Raw genomic sequence first — 20,782 nt, forward strand, 5'->3', positions numbered from 1 at the left:
GGTGATCACATGGAGATGGCAGAACGTGTTGAAGCGATTCGTCAAAAGTTAAACCAATACGGATATGAATATTATGTGCTCGACCGCCCGAGTGTCCCGGATTCTGAATACGACCGCCTCATGAACGAATTGATTGAAATCGAGACGGACTATCCGGAACTTCGGAGTCCAGACTCTCCGACGCAACGGGTCGGCGGTGCCCCGCTCGATGCGTTCGTCAAAGTGACGCATGATACGCCGATGCTCTCGCTCGGGAACGTGTTTTCTAAAGAAGAGCTCGTCGAATGGGTCGAACGCATCGAGAAAGATCTCGGTTACAGTCCGCTCTTCGTCGCCGAGCTCAAGTTTGACGGGCTCGCTGTGTCACTGAAATACGAAGACGGTCGGCTCGTCCGTGGCGCGACGCGCGGTGACGGGACGACCGGAGAAGACATCACGCAAAACTTGAAGACGATCCGCTCGATTCCGCTCCGGTTGAACGAGGACGTCACGTTCGAGGTGCGCGGTGAGGCATATATGCCGAAACGGTCGTTCGAACATTTGAACGACGAGCGAGAACGTCTTGGGGAACCTTTATTCGCCAACCCGCGCAATGCGGCGGCAGGTTCGCTCCGGCAGCTCGACTCGAAAATCGCGGCGTCGCGAAATTTGGCGTTCTTCGCCTACGGGCTCGTCTCGACGGACGACCTCGTCGCCTCACATGACGAGTCGCTCGCGTATTTGCGCCGTCTTGGCATCGCCGTCAGCCAAGAATACACGACGTGTCATACGGCCGATGAGTTATGGGACTATATCGAAACGTATGTGACGAAGCGGTCGGAGCTACCATATGAGATTGACGGCATCGTTATTAAAGTCGCAGCTTACGAAGAGCAAGAACAGCTCGGCTTCACGGCGAAGAGCCCGCGTTGGGCCGTCGCGTATAAGTTCCCGGCTGAAGAAGTCGTGACGACGATTGAAGACGTCGATTTCAGTGTCGGGCGGACCGGAAAAGTCACGCCACGCGCACGGTTCGCACCAGTCTCGGTCGCCGGGTCGACCGTGACGTATGCGACGCTCCATAACGAGGACTTCATTGTAGAGAAGGACCTTCACATCGGGGACCGTGTCGTCATCAAGAAAGCCGGCGATGTGATTCCAGCCGTCGTCTCGGCGCTCGTCAGTGAGCGGACCGGGGAGGAGACGGAAATCGTCTTCCCGACGCATTGTCCAGCTTGTGAATCTGAACTCGTGCGTTTAGAAGGAGAGGCGGACCACCGCTGCGTCAATCCGGAATGCCCGGCCCAACTGCTCGAAGGGTTGATTCATTTCGTGTCACGCCCGGCGATGAACATCGATGGGCTCGGCGAGAAAGTAATCACACAACTCCACGCGTCCGGGCTCGTTCATAACGTGGCCGACCTGTACCGTCTCGACCGGGACGCGCTCCTTGAGCTCGACCGGATGGGCGAAACGTCGGTGACGAACTTGCTCGCGGCGATTGAGCAGTCGAAACAGAACTCGCTCGAGCGCGTCTTGTTCGCGCTCGGTATCCGCCTCGTCGGACAAAAAGCGGCCGCGTTGATTGCGGAACGGTTCGAGACGATGGAAGCGGTCATGGAGGCATCGATCGACGACTTGACGTCAATCGATGGTATCGGTACGAAGATGGCTGAATCGATCGGCTTATACTTTGAGAAGCCGGAAGCTCGTGACCTCGTCCGTGACCTCGGCGCGGCAGGTGTCAACCTGACGTTCAAAGGTACGAAACGACCGGTCGATACGGATGCGCCGCTCGCCGGGAAGACAGTCGTTTTGACCGGGAAACTGCATGAGATGACGCGCGGAGAAGCCGGTAAGCAGCTCGAATTGCTCGGTGCGAGTGTCACGGGAAGCGTCAGCAAGAACACCGACCTTCTCGTCGCCGGCGAGAAAGCCGGGTCGAAACTGACGAAAGCCGAATCGCTTGGCATCGAAGTGTGGGACGAGGCGGCGTTGCTCGCCTTCTTGGCAGAACAATCTTGAAGGAAAGGTCTTCCGTGTGGAAGGCCTTTTTTCATTGACCTAATTTTCAACTGTTTTAGGATGACGGCGGGTTCGTGGGAACGTGCGAAGGGTAATGAATAGTATCTACAAATACTTTTTGACACCAAGAACTCACACCACGACTCGCGCACAATCATCCTCTATCCCTCTCCCGTGCCGGAGCGTGTCATCGCAGACATTCGTCACAGTTTGGCAGACACCTTAGAGGAGGGGACCATCATGCGAAACACTAACCGACGCATCTTTGCACTCATCACATTCGTCCTCGTATTGATTGGCATGTGGGCACCGAATGGCGTTTACGCGAACACGACAATGACACCAACGCCAATTTATGCACAAATTGATTTGAGCCCTGAAGAAATCGAAGCGTACGACGACGCAAGCCTGATTTACGACGACGTGACGTACTACGGGGCGCGTGAATCGTCAACGATTTGGCGGTTCATGGTGGATGCGGCCGACGTTGACGTTACGACCATCGATCAAGTCACGTTATATAATGGTGAGGGCGTTCCTTATTCGTTCCCGGACGCGGTCTATGCATTTCATGTTGAGGAACTTGCGGGCGAGTCGACTGAGCCGGGTGATGACGGGACAGAGACAGTTCCAGACGTTGAAGCACCGGTCGAGCCTCCGCTCGTTGAATCAGAGCCATCGCCAGAAGAACCTGTCACAGAAGAAGTGACCGCACCCTCCGCCACCCCAGTAGTTGCCATCGATCAATTGGTGCTCGGTGCCGACGGGCCAATCGAGCGTGTGTTAGGCGGAGATTTAGTGACGTATCGGCTCGTCATCGATGTGACGGGCGCCCCTGTCGAGAATTTTTCCGTATCCAACACGGTCCCGGAAGCGTTGACCGTCGTCGCGGACTCGGTTGAAGTTCTCGGTCCGGAAGGTTCGGTACCCCCGACGACCGTGAGTGGACCACCCGCCTTCGATTGGACGTTTCCGACGATACCGGTCGGGACGACGACAATCCAGTTCGATGTGTTCGCACCAGACGTGACAGATGAGACGGTGGTGACGAATACGTTTTGTATCGGTGTTGAAGGAGCAGATGAATTGATTCCGGCCGAATGTGCCGAAGCGACCGTCACGGTCGTACCGAATGAGACGATTGGCCTCGAGGTCGGTAAAGAGGCAAATATTGATCAAGCCGTCGTCGGCGGAGTGATTCCGTATACGTTCGTCATCGAGAACACAGGCGAGACGGCGCTCACGATCACCTCCATCGAAGATGAGTTCTTTAGCGGCGACATCGATGCTGATAAGGTCGAAGCATTCAATGCCGACGTGCGTGAGCAGTTGATGGCGCTCATCGGGGAGAACGGCCTCGCGGCAGGTGAACGCGTCGAGGCGACGGTCAACTTAACAATCCCGAGCGACTATGACCGGACGAACGCTCCTGAGATCGGGAACGTGTTCCGGGTCGGCGCGACCGATTTCTATGGACGGGTCGTCGATGCCGAGAGTCAACAAATCGTCTTATTGAACCAAGCTGATTTCACGGTCACGAAAGTGGCGAGCCCAGGGACGGTGCACCCGGGCGAGGCGATTCGCTATACGTATACAATCACAAACACGTCGAATGTCACCTTGTACTTTGTCGATGTCATCGATGAATGGACGAGCGGGGCGTTGACGACCAAAGAACAGCGCGAGACGACCGAGACGCTTCGAGACGGCATGCAGGCTCTCGCTGAAGTCGAGAACGGACTCATCCCAGGTGAGGAAGTCGTGCTCGAGATGGAAAAAGTACTCTTGCCATCCTATGATGTGCGAGCGGGCGCAGTATTGACGAACCGGACGACGTTCACGTTCGAGGTCAATCGTGAGGCGCGTGTGTCCCGAACGGCCGAGGCGACGGTGCACGTGAAGCAAAGCCTTCCAAAACCGGGCAACGATAACCGTGATGACCAAGATGAATCGGTTTATGTGCCGGAACCAACGACTCCGGTGACGCCAGACCAAGCGACCCTTCCGATGACCGGCACGACAAAAACGTGGGGAACGGTACTCGGACTCGTCTTGATCGTGCTCGGGCTCTTGTTCGTGACGCATCGGCGCCGTCCATCCACAAAAGCATGATTGCAGGCGCCCTCCGACACGAGTCGGGGGGTGCTTTTCTTTGAATCGGGACTGATTCCGCTTCGACACTTTTTTCGACGGACGATTTTGTTATAATGGACGAAGTGTAACGAATCGAATCATCAAAGGAGTTCAGACATAGATGAAATGGAAACAATTGATTATCCCAGCTCTCGCCGCGACGGTTTTCCTCGGCGGGTGCTCGATGAAAATCCCGATGGGGGAAGAGGAAGTCACACCGACGGGTGAAGAGACGGCAGCCGAAGGCGTCACAGAAGCGATTCAAGCGCGTGATTCATATTACCAGATGGTCATTCCATTTAAACCGGCGGCAGCCCGAGGTTTGGCCCAGCGCCAAGTGAGCTCGTCGCTCGAGCTCGAAGAAGTGGAGCTCGGCCTCATGCGCCATTCGACCGGCGCGTTCAAACCGGAAAACTATGCGTATCAAGAAGGACAGCTATTGACGAGTGAAGATGTATCGCGTCTGCTTGGCCGTAAAGACAAAACGTCAGAAGGTCTCGTCCCGCTCAACCCGGCGTATGCGAACGGCACGGCCGAAGTGGCCGAAGACCAATTCGTCGAGGAGAATAAAAAGTCGCCACTCTATTTGGCGTCGCTCGTCGAACAGAACTATATGACGAAGACGGATAACGGCTATCAACTCGGCGGCGTTTCGTTCGCTTTGATTTTGAACCGGGAGTACGTGTTCCAAGCACCGAACTTCGGTCCGACGTATACGGAAAAGTTGGACGAGAAGAAAGTCATTGCCGAAGGAGAGCGCATGGCGAATGAACTCGTCGCCCAACTGCGCAAGCGCGAGGACTTCAAAGATCTCGATATCAACGTCGCATTGTATATGAAAGCGTCGCAAGGGTCACCGACGCCGGGGAACTATGTCAAATCGGCATTCGTTGGCACGGCTGGCGAGGTGACGGCGAGGGATTGGAAAGATGTCGACGAGACGTATTATTACTTCCCGTCCGCCAAAGCGACGACGGAAGTGCGCGATGACGCTCAAAAATTCTCCCTCTTCAGCGACCGAATCGCTGATGTGTTCCCAGATTTCAGCGGGATGATCGGGAAAGGTTTTTATCAGAACGGGGAATTGTCACGGATTGAGATCGATATTCCGATCCAGTTCTATAGCCGGGCCGAACTCGTCGGCTTCACGCAGCACGTCGTCGGCCTGCTCGAGAACCGCTGGGAATACAACCGGAACGTACCGGTCCGAATCAACGTCACCTCGCTCGGTGGCGAACAAGAAGTGACGATCGTGTTTGAAGAGGGCATGGATAGTCCGAAAGTATATTTCTAACCGATAAGAAGGCATCGTGATGAAACGAATGCCTTCTTTTTTTCGTATGACAAGTAACGAGGAAATTCTTTGACCTTCTTTGACCAAATAGGTAGAATAGACTTAACAGAATCGGGAAAGGGATAGGTGAGGTGAAACGAGATGGCAAAAAACTATTATGACGTCCTTGGCGTGCCGAAGCAGGCATCCGACCAAGACATAAAACGAGCGTATCGAAAGTTGGCAAAACAATACCATCCGGACGTGAATAAAGACCCGGGTGCCCAAGACAAGTTCAAAGCAATCCAAGAGGCTTTTGACGTGTTGAGCGATCCTGACAAAAAAGCGAACTATGACCGTTACGGAAGTCCGGAAGGGCCGACGTTCGGCGGAGGGTACAGCGGTGATGGGTACGGGGAAGGATCGGCCCAATTCGAGGACTTGTTCCGTCAATTCGGCGGTGGGTCACGAACGACGTCGCGCACATTCGGTTTTGAGGATATGTTCGGCAGCTTCTTTGACCAGGCGGTCGAAGAAGACCTCGATGAGACGGTCCGAGTCAATGTCCCGCTCAGTCAGTTGACGAGTGAGGCCAAAGTGAGCCTGCGCCTACAGACGGGGACGGTCAACGTCAAAATCCCGCAAGGCGCCCATGAAGGACAAAAGCTGCGGCTCAAAGGCAAGAGCAGTAAAGTCGGACAGTCGGGCGATCGAGGCGATGTGTACGTCGAGCTCCACTTCACCGATGACGACACGTACCGGCGCGAAGGGGCGAACGTCACCACCGTCAAACGGTTGCGTCCGCTCGCTTTCCTCGACGGCGCGGAAGTCGTCGTGGCGACACTCGATGGTGGTCGGGTCAAGCTGAAAGTCAAACCGGGGTCGCGGCCTGGTCAACGGATGCGCATCCCGGGACGTGGATTCATGACCGCTTCGAAAGTCCGATCGGATCTATTCGTCCAACTTGAGGTCGATTTGCCGCTAGACGCCGCCCACCGATCTGTTTACGAACAACTCGAACGTTGAGCCTAAGGAGGAAGCAGAATGGATTTCAATCGATTTACCGATAAAGCACATGAAGGCATCGTCAGCTCGCAGGCACTTGCGAAACAGTACCACCATAGCGAGATGAACGAATGGCACGTCTTGGCGTCGATGATCTCACAAACGGACGGCATCGCGCCGCTCCTACTGCAAAAAATGGAACTGAGCGTCGCCGATATCGAGGCCGAGGTCGCGATGGCGCTCAAGAACGCACCGAAACTTCAAACGCCGACGACGCCGATGATCTCGGCCTCGCTGTTGAACGTGTTGACGACGGCGGAACGTGAAGCGACAGGGATGAGCGATGAATACGTCTCGGTCGAGCATATTCTGCTTGGGATCATCATGAACAAGAGTCAAGCACAGAACATGCTCGAACGCAAAGGTGTGACCGAGGAGAGATTGCGTGAGGCACTCGTCGCCGTCCGGGGCAATCGACGGATTACGTCGAAATCACCGGAAGCGACGTATGACGTCTTGACGAAGTATGGACGCGACTTGATCCAAGAAGTGAAGACCGGAAAAATCGATCCCGTCATCGGGCGCGATAGCGAGATTCGGCGTGTCATCCGCATCTTGAGCCGGAAGACGAAAAACAACCCGGTCTTGATCGGGGAACCAGGCGTCGGGAAAACGGCAATCGTCGAAGGGCTCGCCCAACGCATCGTCCGCGGCGACGTGCCGGAGAGCTTGAAAGACAAGACGATTTTCAGTCTCGATATGAGTTCGCTCGTCGCCGGGGCCAAATATCGCGGCGAGTTCGAAGAGCGGCTTCAAGCCGTCTTGAACGAAGTGAAAGAAGCGGAAGGGAAAATCATCCTCTTCATCGATGAACTGCACACGATCGTCGGGGCTGGTAAGTCCGAAGGCGCGATGGACGCCGGGAACATGCTCAAACCGATGCTCGCCCGCGGTGAACTCCACTGTATCGGTGCGACGACACTCGATGAATATCGGCAATATATTGAGAAAGATCCAGCGCTCGAGCGCCGCTTCCAACAAGTACTCGTCGACGAACCGGACGTCGAAGACACGGTGTCGATCTTGCGTGGATTAAAAGAGCGCTTCGAGATTCACCACGGTGTCCGCATTCACGACAACGCGCTCGTCGCAGCGGCCGTGTTATCGAACCGCTATATCACCGACCGGTTCATGCCGGACAAGGCGATCGACCTCGTCGACGAATCGTGTGCGATGATTCGGACGGAGATGGAATCGATGCCGGCCGAGCTCGATGAACTCGTGCGCCGCGTCATGCAACTCGAAATCGAAGAGGCGGCCCTGAAGAAAGAGAGCGATGACGCCTCGAAGAAACGACTCGATGCGCTGCAGCAAGAGCTCGCCTCAATCCGCGAACAGTCGGACGCGCTCCGACTCCGCTGGGAAAACGAGAAAGAGTCGACCCATCGTGTCCAACATATCCGTGGGGATTTAGAAAAAGTGAAACTTGAACTGCAAGAAGCCGAGAGCCGTTACGATTTGAACCGGGCCTCCGAGCTCAAATATGGCCGCATCCCGGAACTCGAACGCGAGCTTGCAGAAGCAGAGCGGCTTGCTGGTTCGGTGACACGTGAACTCGTTCGGGAAGAAGTGACCGAGGAAGAAATCGCCGAGGTCGTCTCGAAATGGACGGGCATCCCTGTGACGAAATTGACCGAAGGAGAACGAGATAAGTTGCTCAACCTCGAGACGGTGCTCCATCAACGCGTATTCGGACAAGACGATGCGATTCGGCTCGTCAGCGACGCCGTCATTCGGGCTCGGGCCGGCATCAAAGATCCGAACCGTCCGATCGGCTCGTTCTTGTTCCTCGGACCGACCGGTGTCGGGAAGACCGAGCTCGGGAAAGCGCTCGCCGAAGCGATGTTCGACTCGGAGGACCATATCGTTCGCCTCGACATGAGCGAGTATATGGAGAAACACGCCGTGTCGCGTCTCGTCGGGGCACCTCCGGGTTATATCGGCTATGAAGAAGGCGGCCAGTTGACGGAAGCGGTCCGCCGCAACCCGTACTCGGTGCTCCTGCTCGACGAGGTCGAGAAAGCGCACGCCGATGTGTTCAACATCTTGTTGCAACTGCTCGATGATGGTCGCTTGACCGACTCGCACGGGCGTGTCGTCGACTTCAAAAACACGATCGTCATCATGACGTCGAATATCGGGGCCGACATCTTGCTCGAAGCGGCGAAAGATGGCGTCATCGATGAGGCGGAAGAACGCCAAGTCATCGAGCGGCTCCGCCGCCACTTCCGTCCCGAGTTTTTGAACCGGGTCGATGAGACGATTTTGTTCCATCCGCTCACGCGGGCTCAAATCGGCCAAATCGTCGAAAAAGCGGTCGCACGCATGGGCAGTCGCTTGACGGCGCGCTCGATTCAAATCGAGATCACGGATGCCGCGAAGGTGTTCATTGCTGACGAGGCGTATGAGCCACAGTTCGGGGCCCGTCCGATCAACCGGTACGTACAACGGACGATTGAGACGAAACTCGCCCGTAGCATTCTCGCCGGAGATATCGAGGACGGCCAGACGGTCGTCATCGACGTCGAGAACGACGAGTTGACGCTTCGTCCCGCGACGGTCACTCACTGAATAACGAAAGAGCGCTGGCTGACGCCGGCGCTCTTTGTTTATGCAATCGGTTCGGGTTGATAGACGCAGTACGGTTCCTCGGCCTTATAGTCGCCGGTGACGGCATAAGCGCGGGCCCGAGACCCTCCGCAGACGTATCGATATTCACAGTAGCCGCATTTCCCGTGGTGTGTATCAGGGTCACGCAGCGATTTGAAGACCGGGTGGTGCCGATAAATCTCAGCGAGCGGTGTCTCTTTCACGTTGCCGCACGTGATCGGCAAAAAGCCGGACGGCTGGACGTCGCCCGTATGCGAGATGAACACGAAGCCGTTCCCGTCATTCGTGCCGCGAGGCGCCTTGGCGAGGTCGTCATGCGGATGGCCGATGGGCGGCAATCCAACTTGTTTTCGTTTCAAATTCTCTTGCCGGGCGATGCGCCGATAAAACTGGGCCTCGGTCGTCGAGATGATGAACGGGACGTGCTCTTGCAACGCGAACGCCCAACGGAGTATATCTTCATGCCGTTCTGGCGAGATCGGCTGGAGGAGTGACCCGCGACCGGTCGGCACGAGGAAGAACAACGTCCATACCGAGACGCCGAGTTCACCGACGAGTTTGGCGATTTCGGGGAGTTGGTCGACGTTATACTCCGTGACCGTCGTATTGATTTGGAATGACATCCCTTCTTCTCGGAAGTATGAGATGCCACGCAGCGTCCGTTCAAAACTGCCACGCGTTCCCCGGAAGTAGTCATGCGATTTGGCATCCGGACCGTCGAGTGAGAACGCCCAGCGCGTCAAGCCGGCGTCTTTCGCCCGTTTGACGGCGTCATGGGTCACACGAGGTGTCGCCGACGGGGTCATCGACACACGCATGCCGAGCGAAGCGGCATATTCGGTCAGTTCGAACAAGTCCTCACGCATGAGCGGGTCGCCCCCGGTGAAGACGAGAATCGGATTATCCATCGCCTGGATGTCTCGGATGAGTGCCTTGCCTTGCTCGGTATCGAGTTCACCCGGGTACCGATGGAACTGGGCCTCGGCTCGGCAATGGACGCACGATAGCGCACAGGCACGTGTTACTTCCCAGATGACGATGAATGGATTTTCGTTGTAGTCGACTCGTTTCATACGGACACCGCCTGTCTCGCCATCACCCGGGAGACGGCCTGTTTGGCCGAGTCGACGCAGTCGGGGAGACCGACGCCATGCAAGATGGCACCGCATGCCTCGATTCCGTCGAGTGTGGACAGCTGCTCTTCGAAAGCGCGTACGTATTGTTTGTGACCGACCTCATATTGCGGCATCGTATCGATGTGCCGTTCGACTTTTGTGAAGATCGGGGTACCGACGTGTTGAATCTTCCGCAGTTCACGCAGCGCGAAGTCGGCGATGGCCTCGTCGGATTCCGTCAACAAGTCGGGAACGAACTCAGATCCGATGTAGACGCGTAAGAGCGCCTTATGTTTTGGTGCCATGTGGGGCCACTTCTTATGCATCCAACTGCAGGCCGTCAAGGCGTTCCCTTCCGCTTTGGCGATGACGTAACCGGTCCCGTCGAGTGCCGCGACCTCTTTTTCATCGAACGCCGCGAGCACGGTGATGGAAGACGTCCGTTTCAAATCGGACAATTTTTCTGCTTCCGGGAGACCGAGAATCGGACCGAGCGCATTCGGCGAAGTGGCCAAAATGATGCCGTCGAACGACTCGGTCGTCCCGTCGGCTAGGGTGACTTCATGGGGCCGGACCGCCGCGACTTTCGTCTCTGTATAGAGGCGGTCAATCGACGGGCGAAGCGCCTCGATGAGGACACCGAGACCTTGCTGAAGGGATAGAAACTTCCCGGCTTCACGTGGCTTGACGCCGGCTTGAACAGGTGGTGTCAATGCTTTCATACCGAGAATCAGGCTGCGTGTTTTTTGTTCAATCGTGATAAACTGAGGGAAAGTAGACTCGATGCTCATATCGTCGAGCGTCCCGTTGTAGATTCCCGAGAGAAGCGGTTCAATCATCGCATCGACGACTTCTGATCCGAGCCGGGTCCGGAAGAATTTGTCGAGCGAGATGTCTGTCCCCGTATAGACGCGTGGCAGCACGAGGTCCATCCCGGCCCGAAGTTTACCGCGCCACGTGAACAAATCGGTCTTGACCATCGGCCAAAACTTGGTCGGGATGCCCATGACCGATCCGTCCGGCATTTGTCGAAGCTGTTGGCGGACATAAATGTACGATGTCCCGGTCATCGACCGGACGAGATGGTCGTCGAGTCCGAGCTCGGTGATCAGTTCGGTCAATGTCGGTTTTCGGGCCATGTATCCGTCCGGTCCGCATTCTAAGACGAAGCCGTCTTGATAGACGGTCTTGATTTTTCCACCGATTCGATCGCTCGCTTCGTACATGGTGACGTGCGCCCCGGCTTGTTTCGCGTAATAGGCGGCGGCCATGCCTGTAATTCCTCCACCGATAATTGCAATTTTGTTCAATCCATTCACCCATTTCTATGTAGTGTTCTTCCTAACGGTACCGAGAATATTGACGTAGACATAGGATAAGTCTCACATGGTTCTAGACAAATTCGTCACGATTGGGAAGGAGAGGCTCCATATGGTTTGGTTCGGCATAACGGCGACAGTCGTCGTGGTCGGCATTATCGCCTTTATCGCATCGATGAATCGGTACGGGGAGAAGCTCGACGGAGATGAAGACAGCCCGTCGGTCCTTTGGGCTGATGAGGAATGGTATAAGCCAGAAAAGGAAGACGGGCCACTTGATGGTTAACCGTCTTCGAATATGATAAGATGACCCGGTTGAAAACTATCGGACATGGGGTGATTGGATGAACGTATTGGAACAACAGTTGGCGCATTTGGTCGATGAGTGTCGTCCGTACACAGCACAAGGGAAAGTCGCCGACTATATTCCTGAGCTCGCGCATGTACAGGATGATTTGCTCGGCGTGGCGATTTGTTTGCCTGATGGTTCATATATTCATGCGGGGGACGTCCACCATAAGTTCACAATCCAAAGCGTCTCGAAGGCGTTGACGCTCTGTTACGTCTTGATGGAGTTTGGAGAAGATTACGTGTTCTCGAAAGTCGGGATGGAGCCGACCGGCGACGCGTTCAACTCGATTGCCAAGCTTGAAGAGACGGTGCCATCAAAGCCGCTCAATCCGATGATCAATGCAGGGGCGCTCGCTGTCACGAGCATGATTTTAGGGGACACGGCGGAACTGAAAATCTATCAGTTCCGCCAGTTTTTGGCGACGTTGCTCGACGTACCGGTGGAGGAAATCACGTATAACGAAAAAGTCGCCCGCTCGGAATACGAGACGACCGACTTGAACCGGGCCTTGCTCTATTTCATGCGCCATCACGGGATTGTCGAGGGTGATGTCGATGAAATCATCGACGTGTACACGAAGCAGTGTGCGATTGAGATCGATTGCTTTGACTTGGCCCGCATTGGCCGAATTTTGTCGGGCAACGGGGAAGACCCGGTCACGGGCGAAGAGCTGATTCCGCGTCGCGTCGTCCGAATCGTCAAAGCGATCATGACGACGTGCGGCATGTACGATGCGTCGGGGGAATTTGCCGTCCGTGTCGGTCTCCCGGGAAAGAGCGGGGTGTCCGGGGCCATCCTTGCGACCGGTAAACACGAGCTCGGACTGAGCGATGTCGGCTTCGGGATTTTCGGACCGGCGCTCGACTCGAAAGGGAACTCGATTGCCGGGATGAAACTGCTCGAACTGCTCGTCGAACGCTACACGTCCCGCTAAAGCTGGATGGCGTCGACCGATTCGTCGAGCCGAGATTGCAGCTCGTGCACGACTTGTTCGTAATCGTCGGCCAAGGCGGCGGGTGGTGTGAAATCGCTCCAACGCAATAACAGTTGATGGCGATCGTTCATGTCGCCAAGCTCGGTCTGGAGCCGCTTCAGTTTTTGAATTTGATCTTTTGAGGCTTTCGTCTCATAGTTCAATAAGTACTCGTTCAAATAGCGCTCGCGTTTCACGGCGAGCCTGACCTTGTGGAGCGTCTCGAGCCGGTCGGACATCTCCGTCGCGTCGTGATGGGCGTCGATCCGTCGTTTGCGGTCGCTCCTCGCTTTATCGATAAATGACGAGGCGTCCTGCTTTTTGAAGGCACGGAACAACTGTCCGCCGATAAAGCGGCGAACTTGTTGGTCGAGCGATGGGGTCATCTTCTCCGTGACGCGCGTATTTAAAATCGTGCGGTCTTTGGCGCGGCTCGCTTCGACGTGATCGGCGAAAGCCTGCTCGAGCTCGGTCTCGACAGTGAGCCCTTCGAGCAGAACGTCCCCGTCACGCACTGCACCGAGCGCCTCCATCAACTGTTTCAACTGACGATACGTGGAAGGTTTCGTGTCGTACAGTTGCATGAACGTCAATAGTTTCCGAAGATGGACCCGCGCTTGGTGGATGTCTTCGCTGTTTTGGAACGTGAGCGCCTCGGTCATATAATGATTGAACGTGTTCCACGTCTCCAAAAGCTCGTATTTTAATTTCTCCGCATTCCGTTGATTCATTCTAATTTTTCCTTTCTGAAATGAGATGAGGTTGTCCATGTATCAAACACATTCACTTAATGAAAAAATTAAACTGTTCTTCACCATCTTCTTCCCGATTTTGGTGACACAAGTGTCCTTTTACTTAATCAGCTTTTTTGACACGGTCATGTCAGGCCGTGCCGGTGCCGTCGATTTGGCAGGTGTCGGCGTCGGGTCGAGTCTATGGATGCCCGTCTATACGGGGTTAAGCGGGATTTTGCTCGCTGTCGCACCAATCGTCGCGCAGGCGCTCGGGGCCCGTAACATCCAACAGATTCAACGGACACTGTATCAAGGTGTTTACTTAGCGATCGGGTTGAGCGTCGCGACGCTCGTTCTCGGCTTCTTTCTCGTCCCAAGTGCTGTCGACGGCATGGGGCTGAGTGAAGAAGGCAAACGGATTGCCAAAGGGTATTTGCTCGCACTCGGATTCGGAGTATTGCCGATGTTCTTGTTCAACGTGCTGCGCACACTCATGGACTCGCTCGGCAAAACACGAATTTCGATGCTGCTTATATTATTAGGGTTACCCATTAACGTCGGGTTAAACTACATCTTCATCTTTGGAAAACTTGGTGTGCCGGCATACGGCGGTGTCGGGGCCGGGATTGCCTCGGCGATCACCTACTGGTTGCTGTTCTTTATGGCGTTCGCGTTCGTCCGGAACGGAAAACCGTTCCTCGAATATCGCTTCCTGCGCTCGGTGGAACGTCTTATGTGGCCGAGACAAAAAGAGTTGCTCAAGCTCGGCACGCCGATCGGTCTCGCCATTTTTGCCGAAGTCAGCATCTTCGCGGCAGTGACATTGCTCCTTAGCGCCTATGGTGACAATATCGTCGCGGCCCACCAAGCGGCCATCAACTTCGCCTCGTTCGTCTATATGTTGCCGTTGTCGGCATCGAGCGCGCTCACCATCGTCGTCGGGTACGAACTCGGGGCAGGGCGACTCAAGGATGCGGTGCGCTATGCTAAAATCGGGATCGTACTCTGTCTGGCCGTCTCGCTCTTCTCGGGTGGTCTTTTGTTCTGGCAAAATGAACGGGTAGCCGCGATTTATACGAACGACGCGGCCGTCGTGGAACTCGCGGCCCACTTCATGATCTTCGCGGTCTTTTTCCAACTGTCGGATGCGGTCGCCGCACCGATTCAAGGGATTTTGCGTGGCTTCAAAGACGTGAACGTGACGCTCGTCTTGTCGCTTATCGCCTATTGGGTGATTGGTCTCCCGCTCGGCTATACACTCGCCGAACAGTTCGGCTTCGGACCGGATGGTTACTGGATCGGGTTGATCGCAGGTCTTGCGGCAGGCGCCGTCTTGTTGTTCATGCGTCTCATTCATATCGTCAAACGGTATGAGGGGAAACCGCTCATGAACGAGACCTCATAACCTGCAAAAGTTGACGTCACTGACGTCAACTTTTGTTGTTTTAGGCATGAATAAGTCGGGCAAAGGATTGAGGGAATCAATCCTTTTTATTAAACAAAATTGGTCTATACAACTATACTGATTTTTGTTATGATGACGATGAAGCTACTTGAGGAAAGGTGGATGACCAATCATGGTGATCATCAACGCACAGATCGTTTCGGGGGACAAGACATGGGAACGAGGATATATCCGGTTCGAAGGAGCGACGATTGAGAGCGTCGGTTCGATGGATGAGTATAGAGCAGAAGGTGAGACGGAGCTCGATGTGGACGGGGCGCTTGTGACGCCGGGCATGATCGACGTTCATATCCACGGCGGGTATGACGTCGACACGATGGATGCGGATGAAGACCGATTGCGTCATCTCGCCAAGTCGATGCTTGCTGAAGGAGTGACATCATTCTTTGCGACGACGATCACGCAGTCACCGACTGCCATCACGAAGGCGCTACAATCAGCCCGGACTGTCATCGAGGTGGGAGACACGTCGCTCGTCGGCATCCATCTAGAAGGACCGTTCGTCAACGTCGATAACGCGGGGGCGCAACCGGCAGAATATATTATCGACCCCGACGCGGAGCAGTTCCGGACATGGCAACAAGAGGCCGGCGGGCACATCCGTCTCGTCACGTATGCGCCGGAACGTCCAGGGGCACGTGAACTCGAACGAGCGATGCTTGAGACCGGGGCGGTCGGGTCGACCGGGCACACGAACGCCACGTTCGCCGAGAACAAGGAAGCGAACGTCAAACATGCGACGCACTTATACAATCAGATGCGCGGACTTCACCATCGGGAGCCGGGAACGGTCGGCTATTGTTTATTGGAGCGGGACGTCATGGTTGAAATCATTCCAGACGGGATTCACAGCCGTCACGAGATGGTCGACTTCGCCTATCGCATGAAAGGGGCGGACGGGCTCGTCGTCATTACAGACGCCATGCGGGCGAAAGGGCTTCCGGACGGTCGCTATGAACTCGGAGGCCAACCGGTCATCGTTGCGGACGGGGCAGCCCGCCTTGAAGCCGGAAACTTGGCCGGTAGCGTCTTGACGATGGACGCGGCGTTCCGAAACGTGGTCACGTTCACAGGATGCACATTACCTGAAGCGGTGAAGATGACGTCGACGAACCAAGCGCGTGAATTCGGATTGACGAAAAAAGGATCGATTGCGGCCGGCTTTGATGCGGACCTCGTCATTTGGGACGATGCGCTGTCGGTCACGACAACGATTCTTCAAGGACGTATCGCTTATTCGAAGGAGGATATGGAATGAACATACTAGTTGCGAAAACACCGACAGATGCAGAAACGATCGCTTATACACTCATCACTGAACGATTGGCCGGGAAACGAGAGTTCGTGCTCGGGCTGGCGACGGGGAGCACGCCGGTCGGCATGTATCAGATGTTCAAACGTGACAAGCTTGACTGCAGTCATGTCACAAGCGTCAATTTAGATGAGTACATCGGACTCGCACCGAGTCATCCGCAAAGTTATCATCACTTCATGGAAGAGCGCCTGTTCAATGACGTCCCGTTCAAAGAGAGCCATCTGCCTCGTGGGGACGCGGAAAATCCGGAAGCGGAAGCGGCACGATACGAACAGCTCGTCCGATCGATTGGGGTCGATCTTCAATTGCTCGGCATCGGAGAGAACGGACATATCGCCTTCAATGAGCCGGGTACCGCGCTCGATGCGAAGACGCACGTGACCGAACTGACCGAGTCGACGCGGGAAGCGAACCGTCGTTTCTTTGACACGATTGAAGAAGTGCCGACACATGCCATCACGATGGGGCTCGATACGATCATGAACGCGCGAGAAATTGTACTCGTCGCAACAGGTGCTCGTAAAGCGGAAGCCGTGCACCACATGATTGAGAGCGTACCGACGATCGAGTGGCCGGCTTCCATCTTACAGGCGCATCCAAGCGTCACCATCGTGCTCGACGCCGAAGCGGCTTCAGGATGCAGTGACGTGTTACAGGCACGTGGCAGCGAAGCGGCTGATCGATTCTTTTCCATCCGAGCTTAACGACCTGGAGACAAGTGTCTCCAGGTTTTTTTATGGCCAACTGTGGGAAATTGTATGGAAATGGATTTGTAATCAAAACGTTTTCGACAAAAGTCGAGGATTCCTCTATAATAGGTGAAGCTCATATCAATCGACCGTGAAGGAGAAACTCATGAATTCAAGAACCCAGGCTCGTAGACGTCGCAAAGGTCCGTCTGCGTTTTATAAGCTGTTCAGCGCCCTCGTATTGATCGCCGTCATCGTTGGCTCGAGCATGTATGGGACAGCGTTTTATAAAGCACATAACATGTTGTCCGGTACGCAAGTGACACTTGAGGATGATCCGACCCTCGAACCGACGCGATTCGATAAAGAGGACACCGAGAGCTTCCTCGTACTCGGGACGGACTTGTCCCCGCAAAAGAAAGCACGCGGGGAGTACGGTCGTTCAGACGTCATGATCGTCGTCATTTTGAACAAGAAAAATAAGCAGACGACGATGCTCAGCATCCCGCGTGACTCGTACGTCAATATCGACTACACGGGCTTCAACATCCCGTACGGCAAGACCGGACTCGATCAAGATAAGATCACGCATGCGTACTATTTCGGATCGATGGATGAATCGAACCCGAACAACGGGATGCGAGTAGCGACGAACACGATCGAAGACTTGGTCGGTATCGATATCGATCACGTCGTCTCGCTCAACTTCCAAGGGTTCGTCGACTTCATCGATGCCGTCGGCGGCGTCGAAATCGATGTCCCGTTCTCGTCGGAACAGAAGAGTTATGACGCTTCCCGTGAAGTCGTCCAAGTCGAAGAAGGATTGCAACAGTTGTCAGGTGAAGAGGCACTCGCTTACGTCCGGAACCGCTATGACGACCCACGCGGTGACATCGGACGCGGACAGCGCCAGATGGAAGTGATCAACGCGGTCCTTGACCAAGCGCTCGGCACATCACTCATCAACAACTATGACAAGGTGTTGAAGGCGGTCGGTGACAACATGCAGACGACGCTCGGTCCAAACGACTATATGCGCCTGATCGAAGACGTTGGTGCCCTCAACAACACGGTCCAGTATCAGTTGACCGGTGAAGGGGCCCGCGGCAACGACGGCCATTTCTATTACTTCTTGAACGAGCCGTTACTCGAAGAAGTCCGTTATCGTGTCCAACAGGCCGATGCGGGCAATGAAGTGGAGCCGATGACCGATACAGAGCTCGAAACGTATATGTATGACCCTGCCGGCATCACGTACGAAGCACAATAAAAAATGGTTTGCCGTCCGCGGCAAACCATTTTTTACGTCCGATCCATGGAGACGGTGAACGAGTAGGCGTCACCACGGAACAAGGAACGGCTATATTCGAACATGTCTCCGTTTTCGAGATACGTTCGTTGGTCGATCAAAAGGACAGGGGCGTTCGGAGAAATCGTCAACAGCTTCGCTTCTTCCGGCCCCGCGCTCCGTGCCTCGAGCGTTTGGGTCGCGTTCTTTAATCGAAGGCCGGACTGCTCGGCAAACTCATAGATTGAACCTACGGCAACCGTCTCGGTCAGTTCTGGCAACAAGGCGACCGGGATATATGCGGTCTCGAGGGCGAGCACGTTCTCATCGGCGAGACGCAACCGTCGCATCTCATAGACGGGGGTATCGAGGGACACGCTCAACTTTTGAGCGATTTTCGCCGGGGCTGGAATCGTCTGGAACGATAACAGGCGGCTGAACGGTCGCATGCCTCGATGTTTGATTTCTTCTGAGAAACTCGTCAATCCAGACAAGGCCATCGTGATTTTCTTGTTGGCGACGAACGTTCCCCGGCCTTTTTGCCGGCTTAAATAACCGGCGTTGACCAAGTTCGTGATCGCTTGTCGGACCGTCATCCGACTGACGTTATAGCGCTCGGAAAACTCCCGTTCGGATGGAATCGATTCTCCGGGTTGAAGCTCGCCGGCATCTATTTGTTGCTTTAAATAGGCTTCGATTTGATAATAAATAGGTAGCGGTGATTGTTTATCAATCTGTAACATGCATATCGCTCCTGACTTCGAAAGTAAGTGTTTCTTATTATAGACCAAATTAGACTAGTTGTCTGAACATATCCTACAGAAAAGGCGGCGACAGCAATGAATTCATGGCAATTTGAAACGACGGAGACCGAGACTCGCACCGATGCGCGCGGGACATGGATCGCGCTTGAATCCACATTATTTTATGCAGAAGGCGGGGGACAACCACCGGATGCCGGAACACTCAACGGAGAGCCCGTGCTCGATGTGCAACGGGTCGACGAAATCGTCTGGCACTTGATCGAACGTGCGCCTGAACCTGGAACGCTTGTGACCGGCATCGTCGATGAGGCGGTCCGTCGCGACCACTCGATTCAACATACGGCCCAGCATGTTTTGACGGCTTTGTTAGAAGACGAGTATGGCATTCAGACGCTCAGTTTCGGGATTGGGCCAGCCGAGTCTTCGCTTGAAATCGATACGGATACATTCGATTGGGATCAAATCGAGTCGCTAGAACGGGACGTGCAACGCATCATCTTTGAAAACCGTCCGGTCCATGTGCGTGAATTCCCAGCCGAAGAAGTCGAACAAGACCGTTTACGAAAAGCGACCGACCGCACCGGAACCGTCCGCATCGTCGCCATCGACGGCCTCGATTACAACGCCTGTGGCGGGACCCATGTGGATTCAACGGGTCAACTCGGAATCGTCCATGTGACCTCGATGAAGAAAGTTCGCGGTAATGTCCGTTTGACGTACGTCGCCGGTCTTCGGGCCTTGGCCGAGGTCCATTCGTCCCGGACCGCGCTACGGACGATTCATCAAACGTTGTCGACGACGAACGAGACGGTCGCCGCCCGTGTCATCGAAGAACGGAATCTTCGGCTCGAGCGGGACAAAGAAGTGAAGGCGCTCGAGGCCCGCGTCGCGAAAGCGAAAGTCGCTGCCTTCTTGCAAGAAGACAATTATGTCATCACCCACATCGGCAAAACGGAAGCAGAGACGCTCACGACGACGATCGTCGAACGCATCGCCGCGACCGGACGGATTGCCGTCGGAGCGAACCACTCGGGACAGAAGCTGTGGCTCATGCATGACGGGACACACGACATCGCCATCGGTAAGTTTTTGAAACGGACGCTCGACGACCTCGGCATCGGTCGAGGGGGCGGCAGTCACAAACAAGCGCAAGCCCGCTTCGAGTCTGTCCTCGAGTTAGAACGAGCGACAGCGGAGATTGTGAAGCGGCTACAGGAAGGAATGGTATCATGTTGAAGATTGAACACGGGAACGACTCGAAACTGATTGAACTGGCCCGGTCTGTGCGGGAAACGGTGTTTATTGGTGAACAAGGGATCGCGCCGGAACTTGAGTATGACGAACTCGACCCGGACTGTATCCATTTTGTCGGAACGGTGGACGCTGAGCCTGTCACGACGGCACGTCTGCGCCCAATCGGTGACGGGGTCGGGAAAGTCGAACGGGTCGCCACACTTGCCACGAAGCGCGGCAACGGGTATGCCAAGGAGATCATGCTCGCCATCGAATCTGTCGCGCGGGCGAGGGAGTTACACGAGCTCAAACTAGGGGCGCAACTGACGGCACTTCCGTTCTATGAACGACTCGGGTACGAGGCGTACGGCGATGAATTTTTAGATGCTGACATTCCACATCGGATGATGCACAAGGCGTGGTGACCATTGTTTGAAATTTTCCTTTTTT

17 protein-coding genes are annotated in these 20,782 nt (G+C 55.1%); 13 read left to right on the forward strand and 4 right to left on the reverse strand.

Annotated elements, in window-relative coordinates; genetic code table 11:
• The first annotated feature begins 9 nt into the window (after positions 1-9).
• The 5 genes from ligA (at position 10) to clpB (ending at position 9,046) form a co-directional block, all read left to right on the forward strand.
• Positions 10-2,004 carry an NAD-dependent DNA ligase LigA gene (ligA, locus tag AC13H5_RS02815; protein WP_215192655.1) on the forward strand — a complete coding sequence of 665 codons (1,995 nt, stop codon included), beginning with the start codon at positions 10-12 and terminating at the stop codon, positions 2,002-2,004.
• Between the two features lie 240 nt (positions 2,005-2,244).
• Positions 2,245-4,116 (forward strand): DUF7507 domain-containing protein, encoded by a 1,872-nt coding sequence (locus tag AC13H5_RS02820; RefSeq protein WP_483546272.1) that lies wholly within the window; start codon positions 2,245-2,247, stop codon positions 4,114-4,116.
• Between the two features lie 142 nt (positions 4,117-4,258).
• A complete protein-coding gene (locus AC13H5_RS02825; RefSeq protein ID WP_483546273.1) occupies positions 4,259-5,431 on the forward strand; it encodes a CamS family sex pheromone protein in 1,173 nt (390 codons plus the stop codon).
• A gap of 141 nt (positions 5,432-5,572) precedes the next feature.
• Entirely contained in the window at positions 5,573-6,436 is an 864-nt protein-coding gene (locus AC13H5_RS02830; RefSeq protein WP_483546274.1) for a DnaJ C-terminal domain-containing protein, read from the forward strand.
• 18 nt (positions 6,437-6,454) lie between these two features.
• Positions 6,455-9,046 carry an ATP-dependent chaperone ClpB gene (gene clpB, locus AC13H5_RS02835; RefSeq protein ID WP_034781279.1) on the forward strand — a complete coding sequence of 864 codons (2,592 nt, stop codon included), beginning with the start codon at positions 6,455-6,457 and terminating at the stop codon, positions 9,044-9,046.
• Positions 9,047-9,084: 38 nt separating this feature from the next.
• Here the strand turns inward: clpB and AC13H5_RS02840 are convergent, their stop codons facing one another.
• Complete coding sequence (locus AC13H5_RS02840; RefSeq protein WP_483546275.1) at positions 9,085-10,158, reverse strand: TIGR04053 family radical SAM/SPASM domain-containing protein; 1,074 nt, start codon at positions 10,156-10,158, stop codon at positions 9,085-9,087.
• A complete protein-coding gene (hemG, locus tag AC13H5_RS02845; RefSeq protein ID WP_214825235.1) occupies positions 10,155-11,519 on the reverse strand; it encodes a protoporphyrinogen oxidase in 1,365 nt (454 codons plus the stop codon). The genes AC13H5_RS02840 and hemG overlap by 4 nt, the downstream gene beginning before the upstream one ends.
• 112 nt (positions 11,520-11,631) lie before the next feature.
• Between hemG and AC13H5_RS02850 the strand changes: the two genes are divergently transcribed.
• Both AC13H5_RS02850 and glsA read left to right on the forward strand, forming a co-directional pair.
• A complete protein-coding gene (locus AC13H5_RS02850; RefSeq protein ID WP_167491852.1) occupies positions 11,632-11,805 on the forward strand; it encodes a hypothetical protein in 174 nt (57 codons plus the stop codon).
• Between the two features lie 58 nt (positions 11,806-11,863).
• Entirely contained in the window at positions 11,864-12,805 is a 942-nt protein-coding gene (gene glsA, locus AC13H5_RS02855; protein WP_034781271.1) for a glutaminase A, read from the forward strand.
• On the opposite strand, the gene AC13H5_RS02860 is transcribed toward glsA, so the two are convergent.
• A complete protein-coding gene (locus AC13H5_RS02860) occupies positions 12,802-13,575 on the reverse strand; it encodes a CHAD domain-containing protein (protein WP_483546276.1) in 774 nt (257 codons plus the stop codon). The genes glsA and AC13H5_RS02860 overlap by 4 nt on opposite strands.
• Positions 13,576-13,612: 37 nt before the next feature.
• Here AC13H5_RS02860 and AC13H5_RS02865 point away from each other — a divergent pair, with 37 nt between their 5' ends.
• The 4 genes from AC13H5_RS02865 to AC13H5_RS02880 all read left to right on the forward strand — a co-directional run bounded on the left by AC13H5_RS02865 (position 13,613) and on the right by AC13H5_RS02880 (position 18,317).
• Complete coding sequence (locus AC13H5_RS02865) at positions 13,613-14,983, forward strand: MATE family efflux transporter (RefSeq protein ID WP_483546277.1); 1,371 nt, start codon at positions 13,613-13,615, stop codon at positions 14,981-14,983.
• Between the two features lie 172 nt (positions 14,984-15,155).
• Entirely contained in the window at positions 15,156-16,301 is a 1,146-nt protein-coding gene (gene nagA, locus AC13H5_RS02870) for an N-acetylglucosamine-6-phosphate deacetylase (protein WP_483546278.1), read from the forward strand.
• Entirely contained in the window at positions 16,298-17,062 is a 765-nt protein-coding gene (gene nagB, locus AC13H5_RS02875) for a glucosamine-6-phosphate deaminase (protein ID WP_138860005.1), read from the forward strand. The genes nagA and nagB overlap by 4 nt, the downstream gene beginning before the upstream one ends.
• A 151-nt stretch (positions 17,063-17,213) precedes the next feature.
• Positions 17,214-18,317 (forward strand): LCP family protein, encoded by a 1,104-nt coding sequence (locus AC13H5_RS02880; RefSeq protein ID WP_034781266.1) that lies wholly within the window; start codon positions 17,214-17,216, stop codon positions 18,315-18,317.
• Positions 18,318-18,349: 32 nt separating this feature from the next.
• Here AC13H5_RS02880 and AC13H5_RS02885 read toward each other — a convergent pair whose 3' ends face one another.
• Positions 18,350-19,078: a GntR family transcriptional regulator gene (locus AC13H5_RS02885; protein WP_034781265.1), complete on the reverse strand. Its 729-nt coding sequence runs from the start codon at positions 19,076-19,078 to the stop codon at positions 18,350-18,352.
• A 96-nt stretch (positions 19,079-19,174) separates the two neighbouring features.
• Here AC13H5_RS02885 and AC13H5_RS02890 point away from each other — a divergent pair, with 96 nt between their 5' ends.
• Together AC13H5_RS02890 and AC13H5_RS02895 are read left to right on the forward strand one after the other, a co-directional pair.
• The gene (locus tag AC13H5_RS02890; protein WP_483546279.1) at positions 19,175-20,335 is read left to right on the forward strand and encodes an alanyl-tRNA editing protein; all 1,161 of its coding nucleotides are present in this window, start codon (positions 19,175-19,177) and stop codon (positions 20,333-20,335) included.
• Positions 20,329-20,757 carry a GNAT family N-acetyltransferase gene (locus AC13H5_RS02895; protein ID WP_483546280.1) on the forward strand — a complete coding sequence of 143 codons (429 nt, stop codon included), beginning with the start codon at positions 20,329-20,331 and terminating at the stop codon, positions 20,755-20,757. The genes AC13H5_RS02890 and AC13H5_RS02895 overlap by 7 nt, the downstream gene beginning before the upstream one ends.
• Positions 20,758-20,782: the final 25 nt, after the last annotated feature.

The sequence above is a fragment of the Exiguobacterium sp. FD-YE-25-4 genome (assembly GCF_057004685.1).